At 40.9% G+C, this 18,566-nt stretch carries 16 protein-coding genes and 5 tRNA genes; 1 reads left to right on the top strand and 20 read right to left on the bottom strand.

What is annotated here, in order from left to right; translation table 11 throughout:
• Nucleotides 1-246 precede the first annotated feature (246 nt).
• Nucleotides 247-1,836: a peptide chain release factor 3 gene (locus PP181_RS16390; RefSeq protein ID WP_138259568.1), complete on the top strand. Its 1,590-nt coding sequence runs from the start codon at nucleotides 247-249 to the stop codon at nucleotides 1,834-1,836.
• A gap of 26 nt (nucleotides 1,837-1,862) precedes the next feature.
• Here PP181_RS16390 and PP181_RS16385 read toward each other — a convergent pair whose 3' ends face one another.
• The 20 genes from PP181_RS16385 to PP181_RS16290 form a co-directional block, all read right to left on the bottom strand.
• Nucleotides 1,863-2,177 (bottom strand): DUF3467 domain-containing protein, encoded by a 315-nt coding sequence (locus PP181_RS16385; RefSeq protein ID WP_138259567.1) that lies wholly within the window; start codon nucleotides 2,175-2,177, stop codon nucleotides 1,863-1,865.
• 59 nt (nucleotides 2,178-2,236) lie between these two features.
• The gene (gene rpoC, locus PP181_RS16380; RefSeq protein ID WP_272637869.1) at nucleotides 2,237-6,535 is read right to left on the bottom strand and encodes a DNA-directed RNA polymerase subunit beta'; all 4,299 of its coding nucleotides are present in this window, start codon (nucleotides 6,533-6,535) and stop codon (nucleotides 2,237-2,239) included.
• A gap of 57 nt (nucleotides 6,536-6,592) precedes the next feature.
• Nucleotides 6,593-10,402, bottom strand: a complete 3,810-nt coding sequence (gene rpoB / locus PP181_RS16375; protein ID WP_272637868.1) for a DNA-directed RNA polymerase subunit beta — start codon at nucleotides 10,400-10,402, stop codon at nucleotides 6,593-6,595.
• Between the two features lie 132 nt (nucleotides 10,403-10,534).
• A complete protein-coding gene (gene rplL / locus PP181_RS16370; RefSeq protein ID WP_154920756.1) occupies nucleotides 10,535-10,915 on the bottom strand; it encodes a 50S ribosomal protein L7/L12 in 381 nt (126 codons plus the stop codon).
• Between the two features lie 50 nt (nucleotides 10,916-10,965).
• The gene (rplJ, locus tag PP181_RS16365; protein WP_154920755.1) at nucleotides 10,966-11,481 is read right to left on the bottom strand and encodes a 50S ribosomal protein L10; all 516 of its coding nucleotides are present in this window, start codon (nucleotides 11,479-11,481) and stop codon (nucleotides 10,966-10,968) included.
• A 25-nt stretch (nucleotides 11,482-11,506) separates the two neighbouring features.
• The gene (gene rplA / locus PP181_RS16360; RefSeq protein WP_154920754.1) at nucleotides 11,507-12,196 is read right to left on the bottom strand and encodes a 50S ribosomal protein L1; all 690 of its coding nucleotides are present in this window, start codon (nucleotides 12,194-12,196) and stop codon (nucleotides 11,507-11,509) included.
• Nucleotides 12,197-12,215: 19 nt separating this feature from the next.
• On the bottom strand, nucleotides 12,216-12,653 hold the full coding sequence (gene rplK, locus PP181_RS16355; protein WP_138259561.1) for a 50S ribosomal protein L11: 438 nt from the start codon (nucleotides 12,651-12,653) through the stop codon (nucleotides 12,216-12,218).
• 66 nt (nucleotides 12,654-12,719) lie between these two features.
• Nucleotides 12,720-13,271 carry a transcription termination/antitermination protein NusG gene (gene nusG / locus PP181_RS16350; RefSeq protein ID WP_138259560.1) on the bottom strand — a complete coding sequence of 184 codons (552 nt, stop codon included), beginning with the start codon at nucleotides 13,269-13,271 and terminating at the stop codon, nucleotides 12,720-12,722.
• Between the two features lie 10 nt (nucleotides 13,272-13,281).
• A complete protein-coding gene (gene secE, locus PP181_RS16345) occupies nucleotides 13,282-13,470 on the bottom strand; it encodes a preprotein translocase subunit SecE (protein ID WP_138259559.1) in 189 nt (62 codons plus the stop codon).
• A gap of 131 nt (nucleotides 13,471-13,601) precedes the next feature.
• Nucleotides 13,602-13,674 (bottom strand) — tRNA-Trp (locus PP181_RS16340).
• 107 nt (nucleotides 13,675-13,781) lie between these two features.
• Nucleotides 13,782-14,969, bottom strand: a complete 1,188-nt coding sequence (gene tuf / locus PP181_RS16335) for an elongation factor Tu (protein ID WP_154920753.1) — start codon at nucleotides 14,967-14,969, stop codon at nucleotides 13,782-13,784.
• Nucleotides 14,970-15,024: 55 nt separating this feature from the next.
• Nucleotides 15,025-15,096, bottom strand: a tRNA-Thr gene (locus tag PP181_RS16330).
• A gap of 147 nt (nucleotides 15,097-15,243) precedes the next feature.
• Nucleotides 15,244-15,316, bottom strand: a tRNA-Gly gene (locus PP181_RS16325).
• 47 nt (nucleotides 15,317-15,363) lie between these two features.
• A tRNA-Tyr gene (locus tag PP181_RS16320) sits at nucleotides 15,364-15,445 on the bottom strand.
• Nucleotides 15,408-15,548 carry a hypothetical protein gene (locus PP181_RS16315; protein ID WP_272637867.1) on the bottom strand — a complete coding sequence of 47 codons (141 nt, stop codon included), beginning with the start codon at nucleotides 15,546-15,548 and terminating at the stop codon, nucleotides 15,408-15,410. Before PP181_RS16315 ends, PP181_RS16320 begins: the two co-directional genes overlap by 38 nt.
• 39 nt (nucleotides 15,549-15,587) lie before the next feature.
• Nucleotides 15,588-15,661: transfer RNA gene (locus PP181_RS16310), tRNA-Thr, on the bottom strand.
• A 102-nt stretch (nucleotides 15,662-15,763) separates the two neighbouring features.
• Nucleotides 15,764-16,066 carry a ribosome hibernation-promoting factor, HPF/YfiA family gene (hpf, locus tag PP181_RS16305; protein ID WP_154920752.1) on the bottom strand — a complete coding sequence of 101 codons (303 nt, stop codon included), beginning with the start codon at nucleotides 16,064-16,066 and terminating at the stop codon, nucleotides 15,764-15,766.
• Between the two features lie 53 nt (nucleotides 16,067-16,119).
• Nucleotides 16,120-17,013, bottom strand: a complete 894-nt coding sequence (locus PP181_RS16300) for a tyrosine-type recombinase/integrase (RefSeq protein ID WP_272637865.1) — start codon at nucleotides 17,011-17,013, stop codon at nucleotides 16,120-16,122.
• 87 nt (nucleotides 17,014-17,100) lie between these two features.
• A complete protein-coding gene (gene rpsU / locus PP181_RS16295; protein WP_138259555.1) occupies nucleotides 17,101-17,295 on the bottom strand; it encodes a 30S ribosomal protein S21 in 195 nt (64 codons plus the stop codon).
• 97 nt (nucleotides 17,296-17,392) lie between these two features.
• Entirely contained in the window at nucleotides 17,393-18,562 is a 1,170-nt protein-coding gene (locus PP181_RS16290) for an acyl-CoA dehydrogenase family protein (RefSeq protein WP_154920750.1), read from the bottom strand.
• Nucleotides 18,563-18,566: the final 4 nt, after the last annotated feature.

Genomic DNA, 18,566 nt, shown 5'->3' with positions numbered 1-18,566 from the left:
TTTGGGATTTCCTTGGTGAAAATTATGCGCAAGATACTTTATAAATATTCAGTTGTTGGGTAATTCGGTCAAGTTGTTAATAATTCTCCATAAACTGTGAAAAAGTTTATTTTCCTAATATTTATAGTATTGATTAAGACACCTTTAACCTTTTTAAGGTCACAAAAATTCGCATTATTTTTTACTACAAATACTATTGTCACCTAGATGTATAAATTAGCTTATTTTTGCGCCAAATTTTAATGCATGAGCTTTAAGAAAGAGATAGAAAGAAGGAGGACATTTGGCATTATTTCGCATCCGGATGCGGGAAAAACTACCCTTACTGAAAAGTTGCTCCTTTTTGGAGGGGCTATTCAAGAAGCCGGTGCCGTAAAGAACAATAAAATAAAAAAAACTGCCACCAGTGATTTCATGGAAATTGAACGACAGCGGGGTATTTCCGTGGCAACTTCTGTCTTGGCATTCATATACAAGGATAAAAAAATCAATATCCTGGATACCCCCGGTCATAAGGACTTTGCAGAGGATACTTTTAGGACCCTAACCGCAGTAGACAGTGTAATCGTAGTAATCGATGTTGCCAAAGGTGTTGAGGAGCAAACAGTTAAGTTGGTTGAGGTTTGCCAAATGCGGAAAATTCCAATGTTGGTATTCATAAATAAGCTCGATAGGGAGGGACAAGATGCCTTTGACCTTTTGGATGAACTTGAGCAAAAACTAGGGCTTTCCGTTACCCCTCTTAGTTTTCCCATTGGCATGGGATATGACTTTAAGGGCATTTACAATATCTACGAAAAGAACATCAATCTCTTTAGCGGTGATAGTAAGAAAAATATAGAAGAGACAATTGCCTTTGATGATATTGAAAGTCCTGAACTGGAAAAAATCATTGGAACCAAAGCAGCTGAGAACCTTAGGAGCAACTTAGAATTGGTATGGGGCGTATATCCGGATTTTGACAAAGATCTTTACCTAAAAGGAGAACAGCAACCGGTGTTTTTCGGTTCAGCCCTGAATAACTTTGGGGTGCGTGAATTGTTGGATTGTTTTATAGAAATCGCACCCTCGCCAAAATCAAAAATGGCGGAGGAACGTCTAGTGAATGCCGATGAAAAATCCTTGACAGGATTTGTATTCAAGATTCATGCGAACATGGATCCCAAACACCGGGACCGATTGGCTTTTGTGAAGGTGGTATCCGGAACTTTTGAAAGAAACAAACCTTACTTACACGTTAGACTGGATAAAAATCTGAAGTTTTCTAGTCCGAATGCCTTCTTTGCCGAAAAAAAGGAAATTGTGGATATTTCTTATCCAGGGGATATCGTAGGGCTCCACGACACAGGAAATTTTAAAATTGGGGATACCTTGACCGAAGGTGAAGTTCTCCATTATAAAGGCATCCCAAGCTTTTCACCGGAACATTTTAGATATATAAATAATGCGGACCCAATGAAATCCAAACAACTAAATAAAGGTATAGACCAGTTGATGGATGAAGGCGTCGCACAGCTTTTCACTTTGGAGATGAACGGCCGTAAAGTTATTGGGACCGTAGGTGCCCTACAGTTTGAGGTCATTCAATATCGACTGGAGCATGAATATGGTGCCAAGTGTAGCTACGAAAATTTTCCGGTCTACAAGGCTTGTTGGATAGGCACGGAGAATAGGAAAAGTGAAGAGTTCAAGGAGTTTATCCGAGTAAAACAAAAGTTTTTGGCTAAGGACAAGCGAGGGCAATTGGTTTTCTTGGCAGATTCACAATTCTCGCTTCAGATGGCACAGCAAAAATATCCCTCCGTAAAACTGTATTTTACTTCCGAGTTCGAATAAAAAAATCCACCAAAAGGTGGATTTTTTTATGCTTCTCCCGTGGGCCCAAAATTCATTGGTATTGCTGGCTGTTCGTAATCCCTAATGGTTCCGTGGGCCTTCTCAAAGCGCTGTACATTTTCATTGAGCGCCTTTAAGAACTTTTTGGCATGTTGTGGCGTCAAAATAATTCTACTTTTGACCTTGGCCTTTGGGGCACCCGGCATCATACTTATGAAATCTACAACAAATTCAGAAACAGAATGATTTATAATGGCCAAATTGGAATATGTCCCTTCGGCGGTCTTTTCATCCAGCTCTATATTGATTTGCTTTTGTTTTTGATTTTTAGTTTCACTCATACTTGTAAGTAAAAAAATAACAATTAAAAAAGCCCTCGCATTAACGAGGGCTCTTAACTTTAAAATCTCAAGGCCTCTTTTCTGGCCATTATCTCATCATATTCTTCCTTAGATCCAACTATGATGTTCTCATAGTCCCTCATACCTGTACCTGCTGGTATTTTATGTCCTACAATTACATTTTCCTTCAATCCTTCTAAGGTGTTCACCTTACCACTCACAGCAGCTTCGTTCAGTACCTTGGTCGTTTCCTGGAAGGAAGCAGCGGATATAAACGATTTAGTTTGTAGGGAAGCACGGGTAATACCCTGCAAAATTGGCGTTGCGGTTGCCGCGATGGCATCCCTAGCCTCTACCAATGCCTTGTCGCCACGTTTTAAAATGGAATTCTCGTCACGTAGTTCGCGAAGCGTAACGATTTGACCTGGTTTAAGGTTTTCTGAATCACCGGCATCCATCACCACTTTCTTACCAAAAATCTCATCGTTCTCAATAATGAAATCATCTTTGTGAATCAATTGGTTTTCCAAGAAAATAGTATCTCCCGGATCTTCGATTCTTACCTTACGCATCATCTGCCGTACGACGACCTCAAAGTGTTTATCGTTGATTTTTACACCTTGCAAACGATATACCTCTTGTACCTCATTTACCAGGTATTGCTGTACTGCGGATGGTCCTTTGATAGCCAAGATATCCTCTGGTGTAATAGATCCATCGGATAATGGCATACCAGCTCTAACGTAGTCATTTTCCTGAACAAGAATCTGGTTAGAAAGTTTCACAAGATATTTTTTTATCTCGCCCAATTTTGATTCGATAATGATTTCTCGGTTACCCCTTTTTATCTTACCGAAAGAAACAACACCATCAATCTCGGAAACAACAGCCGGATTAGAAGGATTACGTGCCTCGAACAATTCGGTTACCCTTGGAAGACCACCGGTAATATCCCCAGCCTTGGCAGATTTACGTGGAATCTTAACCAAGATTTTACCTTCTTTTATCGTATCACCATTGTCTACCATAATGTGCGAACCAACAGGTAAGTTATAGGAACGTAGCGTCTCTCCTTTAGTATCCTGAATAAGAAGCGTTGGAATCAACTTTTTGTTTCTGGATTCGGAAATTACCTTTTCTTGGAATCCTGTCTGTTCGTCAATCTCAACTTGGTAGGTAACACCTTGCTCTATGTTTTCGTATGCAATTTTTCCAGGGAATTCAGAAACGATAACGCCGTTGTATGGATCCCAAGAACAAATCAAATCGCCTTTTTGAACTTTACCGCCATCCTCAACAAAGAGTTGAGAACCATAAGGTATATTGTTCGTGCTCAAGGTAATTCCCGTTTTAGCATCTACTACCTTGATTTCAGTCGTTCTGGAAATTACGATATCTACCGGCTTACCTTCTGAATTTTCACCTTTTACGGTTCTCAAATCCTCAATCTCGGCGATACCCGCGAATCTAGCTTCCAACTTATTATCCTCAGAAATGTTTCCGGCGATACCACCTACGTGGAAAGTACGAAGCGTTAACTGCGTACCTGGTTCACCAATGGACTGTGCAGCGACAACCCCAACGGCCTCACCTCTTTGAACCATCTTATTCGTAGAAAGGTTTCTTCCATAACATTTGGCACATATACCTTGTTGCGCCTCACAAGTCAGTGCAGAACGAACCTCAATCGTTTCTATAGGTGAAGCTTCAATTTTCTTGACATCGGACTCCATGATTTCCTGACCGGCCTTCAATAACATCTCCTCAGAAATTGGGTCATACACATCGTGCAAGGATACACGACCAAGTATTCTTTCTCCCAAGGACTCCACTATTTCCTCGTTTTTCTTCAATGCCTGAACCTCTACGCCTCGTAAGGTTTCACAATCCTCGATATTGATAATAACATCTTGGGAAACATCCACCAAACGACGTGTTAGATAACCGGCATCAGCTGTTTTAAGAGCCGTATCCGCAAGTCCCTTACGTGCACCGTGCGTAGAAATAAAGTATTCAAGAATTGAAAGACCTTCCTTAAAGTTGGAAAGAATCGGGTTTTCAATAATCTCTCCACCACCTGCAGTCGATTTCTTCGGCTTCGCCATCAATCCTCGCATACCTGTCAACTGACGAATCTGTTCCTTGGAACCCCTAGCTCCCGAATCAAGCATCATGTACACAGAGTTAAAGCCTTGCTGATCTTCCCTGATACGCTTCATGGCCAATTCGGTCAACATTGCGTTCGTGGACGTCCACACATCGATTACCTGATTGTAACGTTCGTTATTGGTTATAAGACCCATGTTATAGTTGGCCATAATACCATCAACCTGACCGTTTGCATCATTGATCATATCGTGCTTTTCTTCGGGGATAATGATGTCCCCCAAGCTGAAGGACAATCCACCTTTAAAAGCGAACTCGTATCCCATAGTCTTTATCTTGTCCAAGAAATCAGCAGTAGTTGGCACATCGGTAACGGATAGTATGTCACCAATAATATCCCTTAGGGATTTCTTGTTCAATACCTTATTGATATAACCAGCAGCTTCGGGTACTTCCATGTTGAACAATACCCTTCCCACGGTAGTTGGAATAATCTGGTATACCAATTCTCCAGCTTCATTAAAATCCTTCGCCCTAACTTTAATACCGGCGTTCAACGCAACTTTTCCTTCGTTGAAAGCAATTTCCACTTCTTCTGCGGAATAGAAAGTCAAACCTTCACCTTTTACTGGAACTTCCGGCGTAGATTTACGCTCTTTGGTCATATAGTACAGACCCAAGACCATATCCTGGGAAGGTACCGTTATTGGCGAACCATTAGCGGGGTTCAAAATATTATGGGAAGCCAACATCAACAATTGTGCTTCCAAAATGGCCTCAGGACCCAACGGAAGGTGAACCGCCATCTGGTCACCATCAAAATCCGCGTTAAAGGCGGTACAAACCAATGGGTGCAGACGAATGGCCTTACCTTCAATCAATTTGGGCTGAAATGCCTGAATACCCAATCTGTGTAGTGTAGGGGCACGGTTCAGCAATACCGGATGTCCTTTCAGGACATTTTCCAAAATATCCCAAACAACAGGCTCTTTTTTATCTATTATTTTCTTGGCGGACTTCACCGTTTTTACAATACCCCTTTCAATTAATTTCCTAATTACGAAAGGCTTGTATAGCTCGGCAGCCATATCTTTTGGAAGACCACATTCAAACAATTTCATTTCAGGTCCTACAACGATAACCGAACGTGCGGAGTAATCCACCCGCTTACCAAGAAGGTTTTGACGGAAACGACCTTGTTTACCCTTCAAGGAATCCGAAAGGGACTTTAAAGGTCTATTTGATTCCGTTTTAACCGCTGATGCTTTTCTTGTATTGTCAAAAAGAGAATCCACGGCTTCCTGAAGCATACGTTTCTCGTTTCTAAGAATAACTTCCGGTGCCTTTATCTCAACCAACCTTTTTAAACGATTGTTTCTGATAATGACCCTTCTGTACAAATCGTTCAAATCGGAAGTTGCGAAACGACCACCATCCAAAGGAACCAACGGTCTTAATTCTGGCGGAATTACCGGAATGACCTTCATGATCATCCACTCTGGAAGATTCTCACGATTGTCCTGGGACTCCCTTAAGGCCTCAACAACTTGAAGCCTCTTTAGAGCCTCGGTTTTTCTTTGCTTGGAAGTCTCCGTATTTGCCTTGTGCCTCAATTCAAAAGATAGTTCCTTTAAATTGATTCTGCCCAAAAGATCTATCAAACATTCCGCACCCATCTTGGCGATGAACTTGTTTGGATCGGTATCCTCCAAGTACTGATTCTCTTGTGGAATTGACTCCAAAATGTTCAGATATTCCTCCTCAGTCAAGAAATCCATTTTTTGGATTTCCTCTCCCTCAGGACCTTTGGCGATACCAGGCTGAATTACTACATACCTTTCGTAGTAAATGATCATATCCAATTTCTTGGAAGGAAGACCTAACAAGTACCCGATTTTATTCGGTAAGGAACGGAAATACCAAATATGTGCGACAGGAACCACTAAATTGATATGACCTACCCTATCCCTACGTACCTTTTTCTCGGTAACTTCAACACCACATCGGTCACAAACAATACCTCGGTAACGGATTCTTTTATACTTTCCACACGCACATTCGTAGTCCTTCACAGGTCCGAATATACGCTCACAGAACAATCCGTCACGTTCCGGTTTGTGGGTTCTATAATTGATTGTTTCAGGCTTTAAAACCTCACCTCTGGACTCTGCCAAAATTGCTTCGGGCGAAGCCAATCCGATTGAAATTTTATCAAACCTTTTTACTTGGTTATTATCTTTTAATCTAGCCATAATAGCGTACTGATAATGATTTTAAATGTGTTTAAAACAGCCTCTTAAAGACCATCGTTATTCTTCCAACCTGATATCCAAACCTAATCCCTTAAGCTCGTGCATCAATACATTGAAAGATTCTGGCAAACCAGGTTCCGGCATCGTCTCACCTTTTACGATTGATTCGTAGGTCTTGGCCCTTCCGATAACATCATCCGATTTAACGGTCAATATTTCACGTAAGGTTGCCGATGCACCGTATGCCTCCAAGGCCCAAACTTCCATCTCCCCAAAACGCTGACCACCAAATTGTGCTTTACCACCCAATGGCTGTTGCGTAATCAAAGAGTAAGGTCCTATGGAACGTGCATGCATCTTATCATCTACCATGTGACCTAATTTCAGCATGTAGATAACACCAACTGTTGCCGGCTGGTCAAAACGCTGCCCTGTACCACCATCATAAAGATGTGTATGTCCAAATCTTGGGATACCGGCCTCATCTGTATAGGCATTGATTTCATCCAAGGATGCACCATCGAAAATTGGGGTAGCGAATTTTCTACCCAGTTTCAATCCGGCCCAACCCAACACGGTTTCATATATCTGACCAATGTTCATACGGGAAGGTACACCTAACGGGTTCAATACAATATCAACCGGTGTTCCGTCCTCCAAGAAAGGCATATCCTCCTGACGCACGATTCTGGATACGATACCTTTGTTACCGTGACGGCCCGCCATTTTATCACCTACTTTAAGCTTACGTTTTTTGGCAATATAGACTTTGGCCAATTTCATAATACCCGCTGGTAATTCATCCCCAACGGAAATCGTAAACTTATCCCTTCTCAAGTTTCCTTGAAGATCGTTCAACTTGATCTTATAGTTGTGAAGCAAATCGGCAACAGAATTGTTGGTATCCGTATCCGTAGTCCAGCTTCCGCTCACCAAGTGTGCGAAATCGTCCACGGAGTTCAACATCTTCATGGTATATTTCTTACCTTTTGGCAATACCTCCTCACCCAAATCATTCAATACACCTTGGGAAGTTTTTCCATTTACCAGGGTAAACAACTTCTCTACCAGAATATCCTTTAATTCCTGGAATTTTACTTCGTATTCCAATTCCAATTTGGAAAGTTCCTCCTTGTCCTCTGAGCGTTTTCTCTTATCCTTCACAGATCTTGAGAAAAGTTTTTTATCGATTACTACACCGCTTAAAGATGGTGAAGCCTTCAAAGAGGCATCTTTCACATCACCCGCCTTATCCCCAAAGATGGCACGTAGCAATTTCTCCTCTGGTGTAGGATCGGATTCTCCTTTTGGCGTAATTTTACCAATAAGAATATCGCCTGGCTTTACTTCAGCTCCAATACGGATCATACCGTTTTCATCCAAATCCTTTGTGGCCTCTTCTGAGACGTTTGGAATATCATGGGTAAGTTCCTCTGCACCTAATTTAGTATCACGAACTTCCAAGGAATACTCGTCCACGTGGATGGACGTAAAAATATCCTCGCGTACCACTTTTTCGGAAATCACAATAGCATCCTCAAAGTTATATCCCTTCCAAGGCATGAATGCAACGGTAAGGTTTCTTCCCAAGGCCAATTCACCTTTTTCGGTGGCATAACCTTCGCATAATACTTGGCCTTTTTTGACCCTATCCCCTTTCTTTACGATGGGCTTCAGGTTAATACTAGTACCTTGGTTCGTTTTTCTGAACTTCACCAAGTAGTATGTTTTTTCATCCTCGTCAAAAGAAATCAATCTTTCTTCGTCCGTTCTATCGTACTTTATGGTGATTTTTTCAGCATCCACATATTCAATGGTACCATCGCCTTCGGCATTGATCAATACCCTGGAATCCGATGCTACCTGTCTTTCCAGACCGGTACCAACAATGGGTGATTGAGGCTTTAGAAGTGGAACAGCCTGACGCATCATGTTTGAGCCCATCAAGGCACGGTTCGCATCATCATGCTCCAAGAACGGAATCAAGGAAGCGGAAATGGATGCGATTTGGTTTGGTGCAACGTCCGTGTAGTGAATCTCTGCTGGATCTACTACAGGAAAGTCACCCTCCTCCCTTGCAATAACCTTATCCGTATCAATCTGTCCATTTTCCTTCAAGGGAATGTTTGCCTGGGCAATTTTCATTCCTTCCTCTTCCTCTGCACTTAAATAAATGTAATTTTCCAAATCGACTTTGGAATCTTCTACCTTTCTGTAAGGTGTTTCCAAAAATCCCATAGGATTTACCTTGGCGAATACCGATAAGGAGGATATCAAACCAATGTTTGGACCTTCCGGGGTTTCAATTGGACATAAACGTCCATAATGCGTGTAATGAACGTCACGAACCTCGAAGCCTGCCCTTTCCCTCGAAAGACCTCCAGGTCCAAGAGCCGATAACCTTCTTTTATGCGTAATCTCCGCTAACGGATTCGTCTGGTCCATGAACTGCGATAACTGGTTGGTACCAAAGAAGGAGTTGATAACGGAAGATAAGGTCTTCGCATTGATCAAATCGATTGGTGTAAATACCTCATTGTCCCTTACGTTCATTCGCTCACGGATGGTCCTCGCCATACGGGCAAGACCTACACCAAATTGTTGCGACAATTGCTCACCCACGGTACGTACACGACGGTTTGAAAGGTGGTCAATGTCATCGATCTCCGCTTTGGAGTTGATCAGCTCGATTAAATATTTTATGATGGTAATGATATCCTCTTTGGTCAAGACCTGCTTGTCCATTCCAATATCAAGACCTAACTTCTTGTTCATTCTGTAACGACCCACCTCACCTAGGTTGTAACGCTGATCAGAGAAGAACAATTTGTCAATAATACCCCTTGCCGTTTCCTCATCGGGCGGCTCGGCGTTACGTAATTGTCTGTAAATATGCTCAACAGCCTCCTTTTCAGAGTTTGTTGGGTCCTTTTGTAAGGTATTGTGGATAATAGCATAATCCGACTGTGCATTGTTTTCTTTGTGCAAAAGAATGGTCTTCACATCAGCCTCCAAAATTTCGGCAATATGCTCCTTTTCCAAAACAGTATCACGGTCCAAAATAATTTCGTTCCTTTCAATGGAAACTACTTCACCCGTATCCTCATCCACAAAATCCTCGTGCCAAGTGTTCAAAACCCTTGCTGCAAGTTTACGGCCCAATACTTTTTTAAGTCCGGCATTGGAAACCTTTACCTCTTCAGAAAGGTCAAAAATTTCCAAAATATCCTTATCCCTTTCAAAACCAATGGCCCTGAATAAGGTGGTAACCGGTAATTTTTTCTTTCTATCGATATAGGCGTACATAACACCATTGATATCGGTAGCGAATTCTATCCAAGAACCTTTGAAAGGAATTACCCTGGCAGAATACAATTTTGTTCCGTTGGCGTGAAAAGATTGCCCAAAGAATACACCAGGAGAACGGTGCAACTGTGATACAACAACTCTTTCCGCCCCGTTTATTACAAAAGTACCACTAGGTGTCATGTAAGGAATGGTCCCTAGATAAACATCCTGTACTATAGTTTCAAAATCTTCGTGTTCAGGATCGGTACAATACAATTTAAGCCTCGCCTTTAAAGGAACACTATAAGTTAGTCCACGCTCGATACATTCTTGGATGGAATATCTTGGTGGGTCAATAAAATAATCTAAAAATTCCAGTACGAACTGATTACGGGTATCAGTGATAGGAAAGTTTTCCATGAAGGTATTGTACAATCCCTCATCACCTCTCTGGTCAGATTTGGTTTCAAGTTGAAAAAAATCTTGAAAGGACTTAATCTGAATGTCCAAGAAATCCGGATATTGCGGAGTATTCTTAGCGGATGCAAAATTTATTCTTTCAGTCTGATTTGTGAACATCTACGGACAGTGTTTTGATCGTGAGTACTATTTGGGTGGTATACCCCTTGATATACCTAATTCTATAAAAAGGCTTAGGTCTAACCGCAAAAAGCGAAAAGACCTAAACCAAAAGTAATATGGTTAAAGCTATTATTTAAGCTCAACTTCCGCTCCTGCTTCTTCCAATGATTTTTTGATACCTTCTGCCTCGTCTTTAGAGATACCTTCCTTAACAGCTTTTGGTGCGCTATCAACAATATCCTTAGCATCTTTTAAGCCAAGTCCGGTCAATTCCTTAACCAATTTAACTACTGCTAGTTTGGAAGCTCCTGCTGATTTCAAAATTACATCGAATTCTGATTTTTCCTCTGCGGCTTCACCAGCTTCAGCGGCACCACCACCAGCGGCAACAGCTACTGCAGCAGCAGCAGGCTCGATACCGTATTCCTCTTTTAATATATTGGCTAGTTCGTTTACTTCCTTAACTGTAAGGTTAACCAATTGTTCTGCGAAATCTTTTAAATCTGCCATTTTCTATCGTTTAATAAAATTTTAAAATATACTTAGTTTTTAGTGCGTACTTATTTTTCTGATAATGTCTTAAGGATACCGGCCAGTTTTCCACCGCCAGATTTAAGTCCAGAAATAACATTTTTGGCTGGAGATTGTAACAATCCAATTATTTCGCCAATCATTTCTTCTTTCGACTTAATGTTTACTAAAGCATCCAAAGTTTCATCACCTACATATATTGCTTCCTCTACAAAAGCACCTTTCAATAAAGGTTTATTGGATTTTTTCCTGAAATTCTTAATAAGTTTTGCGGGAGCATTACCTACTTCAGAAAACATTAAAGAGGTATTTCCCTTCAAAACTTCTGGAAGTTCACCAAATTCCTTTTCGGAAGCTTCCATTGCCTTTGCTAGCAATGTATTCTTAACTACAGCAAGTTTGATATTTGCCTTGAAACAAGCTCTCCTCAAATCGGAGGTCGTTCCTGCATCCATTCCAGAAATATCCGCTAGATAAATAATGGAATTCTCACCCAACTGCGTAGTTAAATCCTGTATAACCGTTGCTTTTTCTTCTCTTGTCATAATTGATATTTTTAACTAGCAGTGCTTAAACTGACTTTGGGTCTAATTGAACACTTGGGCTCATGGTGCTGGACAGGAAAATACTTTTCATGTAAACACCTTTTGCAGCTGTTGGTTTCATCTTGTTCAAGGTTTCCAACAACTCCTTGGCGTTTCCTGCAATCTTATCAGGAGAGAAAGAAACTTTCCCAATTGCAGCATGCACGATACCAGTCTTGTCAACTTTGAAATCGATCTTACCCGCTTTAACCTCAGATACCGCTTTGGCAATATCCATAGTCACTGTTCCTGTTTTTGGATTGGGCATTAGTCCTCTTGGCCCAAGAACACGTCCTAAAGGTCCAAGTTTTCCCATAACGCTTGGCATAGTGATGATAACATCAACATCTGTCCAACCATTCTTTATTTTATCCAAATATTCGTCCAATCCAACATAGTCAGCACCTGCTTCTTTAGCTTCGGCTTCCTTGTCCGGAGTAACCAAAGCCAATACTTTTACATCCTTACCGGTACCATGGGGAAGTGTTACTACGCCACGTACCATTTGATTCGCCTTACGCGGATCTACTCCCAAACGCACAGCTATATCAACAGATGCATCAAACTTAGTGCTTGTTATTTCTTTTACTAAAGCAGAAGCCTCTTCCAAAGAATATAGTTTATCCTTTTCAATTTTAGAGTGTGCTTCCTTTTGCTTTTTTGTCAACTTTGCCATTTAATTGCTTTTAAAGATTTTAAAAAGGTCTTTTACCTGCAACCTTCATACCCATGGAACGAGCAGTACCAGCAATCATACTCATTGCTGATTCAATCGTAAATGCGTTAAGGTCGGCCATCTTATCCTCGGCGATTGCCTTGATTTGATCCCAGGTTACACTACCCAATTTTACTCTGTTAGGTTCGCCAGATCCTTTTTTAATCTTAGCAGCTTCCAATAGCTGGACTGCCGCTGGTGGTGTTTTAACGACGAAGTCGAAAGACTTGTCCTTATAAACGGTGATAACAACAGGTAATACCTTGCCCTGTTTGTCCTGGGTCCTTGCATTGAACTGCTTACAGAACTCCATAATGTTAACACCGGCAGCACCTAAGGCGGGTCCAACCGGTGGCGATGGATTCGCTGCACCTCCCCTAACTTGTAGTTTAACTACTTTACCTACTTCTTTTGCCATTGTTTAAAATTAAATTGAAAGTGTGTTAATGGAAGCAACACTACTTTTAAATATGTAACAATTATCTTAAATCTTTTCTACTTGCATATAGCTCAATTCCAATGGTGTCTTTCTTCCGAAAATCTTTACCATAACTTCAAGCTTACGCTTTTCTTCATTAATTTTTTCTACGGTACCGTTAAACCCATTGAAAGGTCCATCTATAACCTTTACGGTCTCACCAAAGACGAATGGTATGGCAACACTGTCCGTATTCACGGTTAATTCATCAACCTTACCTAGCATCCTATTTACTTCAGACTTTCTTAGGGGAACAGGGTCACCACCTTTGGTTTCACCCAAAAAACCAATTACATTGGTTATGGAACGTATTATATGGACCATTTCACCACCCAAATTGGCCTTAACCATTATATAACCTGGAAAATAAACCCTTTCCTTGTTAATTTTCTTTCCATTTCTAATTTGAATCACTTTTTCGGTTGGAACAAGAACCTCCTCCAAATAATCCGAAAAACCATGGCGCTCTACCTCACTCTCGATGTAGCCCTTAATTTTGTTTTCCTGACCACTTACAGCCCTAACTACGTACCATTTCTTTTCCAATACTTCTGACATAGAGCTCTAATTAGTTTAATACATAATCAAAATACAGCTGAACGACTTTACTAAAGACCGTATCCACACCCCACGTTGCCAAAGCGAACAATATGGAAAAAACAGCGACCACTACCATAAGGTTAGAGGCTTCCGCCCTAGAAGGAAGGGTAACATTATTCCTCAATTCTTCAACGGATTCTTTTATGTATGTAAGCATTTATACTATATTAGGTTTCAAAATTCAGGTATCGATTACGCGACCACCTGTTCAAAGCGCGAGAAAAGAGACCTCCTTAGACTATGCTTGGGATATATATCTCGACCCACAACTTTATTATAATATTTTAGCACGGGAGGAGAGACTCGAACTCCCGACACCTGGTTTTGGAGACCAGTGCTCTACCAACTGAGCTACACCCGTATTTGCTTATCACTAGATCTTTAGATGACACGCCTTTATATTTACATTTAAAGGTATCCGTCAAAAGACGGACACCCTTAAAATATCTATTACATTAAAAGATTGGATTAATCCAAAATCTTAGTTACCTGGCCAGCACCTACGGTTCTACCACCTTCACGGATAGCAAAACGAAGACCTACACTAAGTGCAATTGGTTGAATTAATTCAACAGTAATTGTAAGGTTATCACCTGGCATTACCATCTCTACACCAGAAGGAAGGGAAATATTACCGGTAACATCAGTAGTTCTTACATAAAATTGTGGACGATAATTGTTATGGAAAGGAGTATGGCGACCGCCTTCTTCTTTTTTCAAGATATACACCTCAGCTTCAAATTTAGCATGTGGCTTAACAGAACCTGGCTTACAGATAACCATTCCACGGCTAATTTGAGATTTCTCAATACCTCTCAACAAGATTCCAACGTTATCCCCAGCTTCACCTCTGTCCAGAATTTTACGGAACATTTCAACACCGGTAATAGTTGAAGACAATTTTTCAGCACCCATACCAATGATATCTACGGCATCACCAGTATTAGCGATTCCAGTTTCAATTCTACCTGTTGCCACGGTACCACGTCCAGTAATTGTAAATACATCCTCAACAGGCATCAAGAAAGGCTTATCGACATCCCTTTCCGGCAATTCAATCCAGCTATCAACAGCCTCCATTAATTGCATAACGGTATCAACCCATTTTTGCTCACCGTTTAACGCACCTAGGGCAGAACCTGAGATTACAGGCCCATTGTCACCATCGTACTCGTAGAAAGAAAGCAATTCCCTAACCTCCATTTCAACCAACTCCAACAACTCCTCATCATCAACCATGTCAACTTTGTTCAAGAAAACAACGATTCTAGGAATACCTACCTGACGACCTAATAGAATGTGCTCACGAGTTTGTGGCATAGGACCATCTGTAGCGGCAACCACCAAAATAGCACCATCCATCTGGGCGGCACCAGTAACCATGTTCTTCACGTAATCCGCGTGACCTGGACAGTCAACGTGCGCATAGTGACGGTTAGCTGTTTGATACTCTACGTGCGATGTATTGATTGTGATACCTCTTTCCTTTTCCTCTGGAGCGTTGTCGATAGAATCGAAACTCCTCTTTTCAGAAAGACCTGCGTTAGACAGAACCTCTGTGATAGCAGCAGTCAATGTAGTTTTACCGTGATCCACGTGTCCAATAGTACCAATATTTAAGTGCGGTTTGGAACGATCGAAAGTTTCCTTTGCCATGTTTATTGAATTTTAATCTTAGTTTATATTAGTGTACAAATTTATACCTTAATTGAGCCAATGACGAGATTTGAACTCGTGACCTCTTCCTTACCAAGGAAACGCTCTACCCCTGAGCTACACCGGCGTAAAGTGTCGAATCTACCAAAATGGTAAATTCCTGCCTTCGCAGGAATGACTATAAAGTCAAAAAATTAGGGTCAGAACAAAAAATCGTCCCAAAATAACCCTGCATAAACCTAAAACCTAAATAATAGACTTCCGGTTTATTTTGAGCGGGAGACCGGGTTCGAACCGGCGACATTCAGCTTGGAAGGCTGACGCTCTACCAACTGAGCTACTCCCGCTTGTTTAATTTTCAAAATTTCAATTTAATACCGATGATAAAGCTATGTGGGGAGAGCAGGATTCGAACCTGCGAAGACATAGTCAGCAGATTTACAGTCTGCCCTCGTTGGCCGCTTGAGTATCTCCCCGCCTTATCAGTATTTTAAGAACTTTGGAGACGATGGAGGGACTTCCATCGACTTCGCCCAGGATAAAATTCTTGCCCCCACAAACAAAAGCGTATTTATTCACTTTTTAATTGCATCCTGATGCTTTTTTCACTATTTCAAGAGCCGATGGAGGGACTCGAACCCACGACCTGCTGATTACAAATCAGCTGCTCTAGCCAGCTGAGCTACATCGGCACTTTTAATGCTTTTTTCGGCACAAAAAAGTCCGCTATTTCTAACGGACTGCAAATGTATAGATTTATTTGTTTTTTCAAAATAAATTTCGAAAAATTTTAATCAAGCATGTGCCCTTAATTTTTGCTTGTTCTTGATCAATTTACGCTCCAAGGAATTACATGCCGTATCTACCGCTTCCTCAAAGGATTTGCACTGCTTTTTTACTACGAAATGGTTCTTTGGAACATTTAACTTAATTTCCACAATCTTGTTCTCTTTAGAACTAGTATTTTCCACCTTTAAATAAACATCGGAACTGATGACCTTATCATAAAACGTCTCCAACTTATCCAAACGGCTTTGCAGAAAATTTATCAGTTTAATATCTGCATTAAAATTCACTGATTGTGCGTTTACTTTCATAAGCTAAAAAATTTTAACGCCCCTTTATCTAGACCAGGGACCGGATTAAACAATTAATTGTTTTTCCCTCTAGGGTGGGAAGAAGCATGTATTCTTTTGAGTTCTGCTATGCTGTTATGCGTGTAAACTTGCGTTGAGGCCAAACTTGCATGCCCCAGTAATTCCTTCACCGAATTTAAATCGGCTCCTTTGTTCAACAAATGTGTTGCAAAGGTATGCCTCAGAACATGAGGGCTTTTTTTAACCTTAGCGGAAACCTTTCTAAAATACTTATTTATAATTCTATAAACAAGGGTTTCATATATTTTATTGCCCTTATTGGTCAAGAATAAATAGTCTGTATTTTTAGCTTCGGCGATTGTGTTTCGTTCAGCTAGATAATCCTCAATAAAAAGTATCGTCTCCGGCAATAGGGGAATGATCCGTTCCTTGTTTCTTTTTCCCAAAACCTTTACTGTTTTCTCCGCAAGATCTATTTCCTTTACTTTAATATTTACCAATTCTGCCCTTCGGATACCCGTTGTATATAAAATATGGATAATGAGCTGATCCCGCAAACCGTCAAAATCCTTGGAATACGGAATTTCGTTCAAAACTTGTTGCATCTCATTTTCAGAAAAAGGCGTCTCCAATTTTTTAGGGGTTTTCAAGGCCTTGTGCTTCAAAAGAGGACTCACCTGTAGTATGTCAATCTTTTGAAGAAATTTATAGTAAGCTTTTAAAGAAGCAACTTTTCGATTGATCGTACGGTTTGAAATACCGATATCGGACATGGACACGATCCAACTCCTTATTATGGTATAGGTGACATAATCGATATCCCCAATGGAATATTCCGATTCACAAAAATCCCGAAATTCAATAAGATCGGTTCCGTAGGCCTGTACCGTATGAACGGAATACTTTTTTTCTAGGGCGAGATAGTCCGTGAATTGATTTAAGTGCATATACCAAAGTTAGGAATTGCCGAGAAGAAAACGTCAAAAACAAAAAATCCCGCCAAGTGCGGGATTTAATGCTGTATGTATAAAAGTCTAAATTTCCTCTTGGTCCCTTAGACTTTGAATATACTGTGCTTTCTGTATTTGGGCTCTTCGCTCTACGGAAGGCTTGGTAAACTGCTGACGTTTTCTCAACTGCCTCATTGTACCTGTCTTGTCAAACTTTCTTTTGAAACGTTTTAAAGCTCTATCTATGTTTTCTCCTTCTTTAACTGGTATTATTAACATGGGCTACAACCTCCTTTCTTTTGTGATTAAGGCCGCAAAGATAATAACTAATTTCACATGGACAACATTAATGCCTAATTTGAACAGGAAATTGTCATTAATTCGTTGTAGGCCGATATTCTTTTTTATCTATGATGATCTTTGCAATAATTTCCCGCAATATCTCAGAGGTTCCACCACCAATAGGGCCCAATCTACTATCCCGTAACAAACGGGCCATGGGGTAATCCTCAATGTAGCCATAACCACCCAGAAATTGCAGGCATTCATAAGCGACCTCATCGGCCATTTTTGTGGATTTAAGCTTGGAAATGGTCGCCTCCTTTACAACGTATTCCCCTTTGTCCAATCGGCCTGCCACAAAATAATTATAATGTTTACAAATTTCCATATCGGCATGAAGGTCCACTATCCTATGACGCAAAGCCTGAAATTGATCGATGGTCTTGCCAAACGCCTCCCGTTCGGACATATATTGCAAGGCATATTCCAAGGCATATTCCGCCCTTGCATGTGCGTTGATTCCCATAACAAGACGTTCGAGTGCGAAGGCTTCCATAATATATGAGAATCCCATACCTTCCTCGCCCAATAAATTTTCTTCAGGGATTTCAACATTGTCGAATGCTAGCTCGGCGGTATCCGAAGCCCTCCATCCTAGTTTGTTAAGCTTATTTGCAGTTACGCCCTCCGTTTTTCTATCAACGACAAAAATACTAATCCCTTTATTCCCTGCCGAAGCGTCCGTTTTGGCTGCCAGGATAATATAGTCTCCATAAACACCATTTGTAATGAATGTTTTTGACCCGTTTATTACATAGGTATTGCTCTTTTTTATCGCCGTGGTTCTCATACCCGCGACATCACTTCCGCCATAGGGTTCAGTTACACCAAGACAACCGATCAATTTACCAACCGCGCTGGGCTCAAGATATTTTTTCCTGATACCCCCTTTTGCCCTCTTGTTCAAATACGTCATGGCCAGATAAGCGTGTGCCCACATTGCGGCCGCGAAACCACCGGAATTTATCTTTTGCAGTTCCTCTAAAAATATAACCGTATAAAAAAGATCCAGGCCTAAACCGCCATCTTCTTCCGGTGTAGCGAGGCCAAAATATCCCATTTCGCCAAACTTCTCCCAAATAAATCTTTCGATGGTACCGGTCTGCTCCCATTTTTCAATATGCGGTACTACTTCTTTCTGCAAAAAATCCTTTAGGCTTTGCCTAAATAAAAGATGTTCTTCAGTGAAGTACATATTCTCCATAGCT

The sequence above is a fragment of the Maribacter sp. PR66 genome (assembly GCF_028464205.1).
Classification (GTDB): Bacteria; Bacteroidota; Bacteroidia; order Flavobacteriales; family Flavobacteriaceae; genus Maribacter; species Maribacter flavus.
Note: the sequence above shows the minus strand (reverse complement) of the source record. Positions and strands in the feature narration are given on the sequence as shown.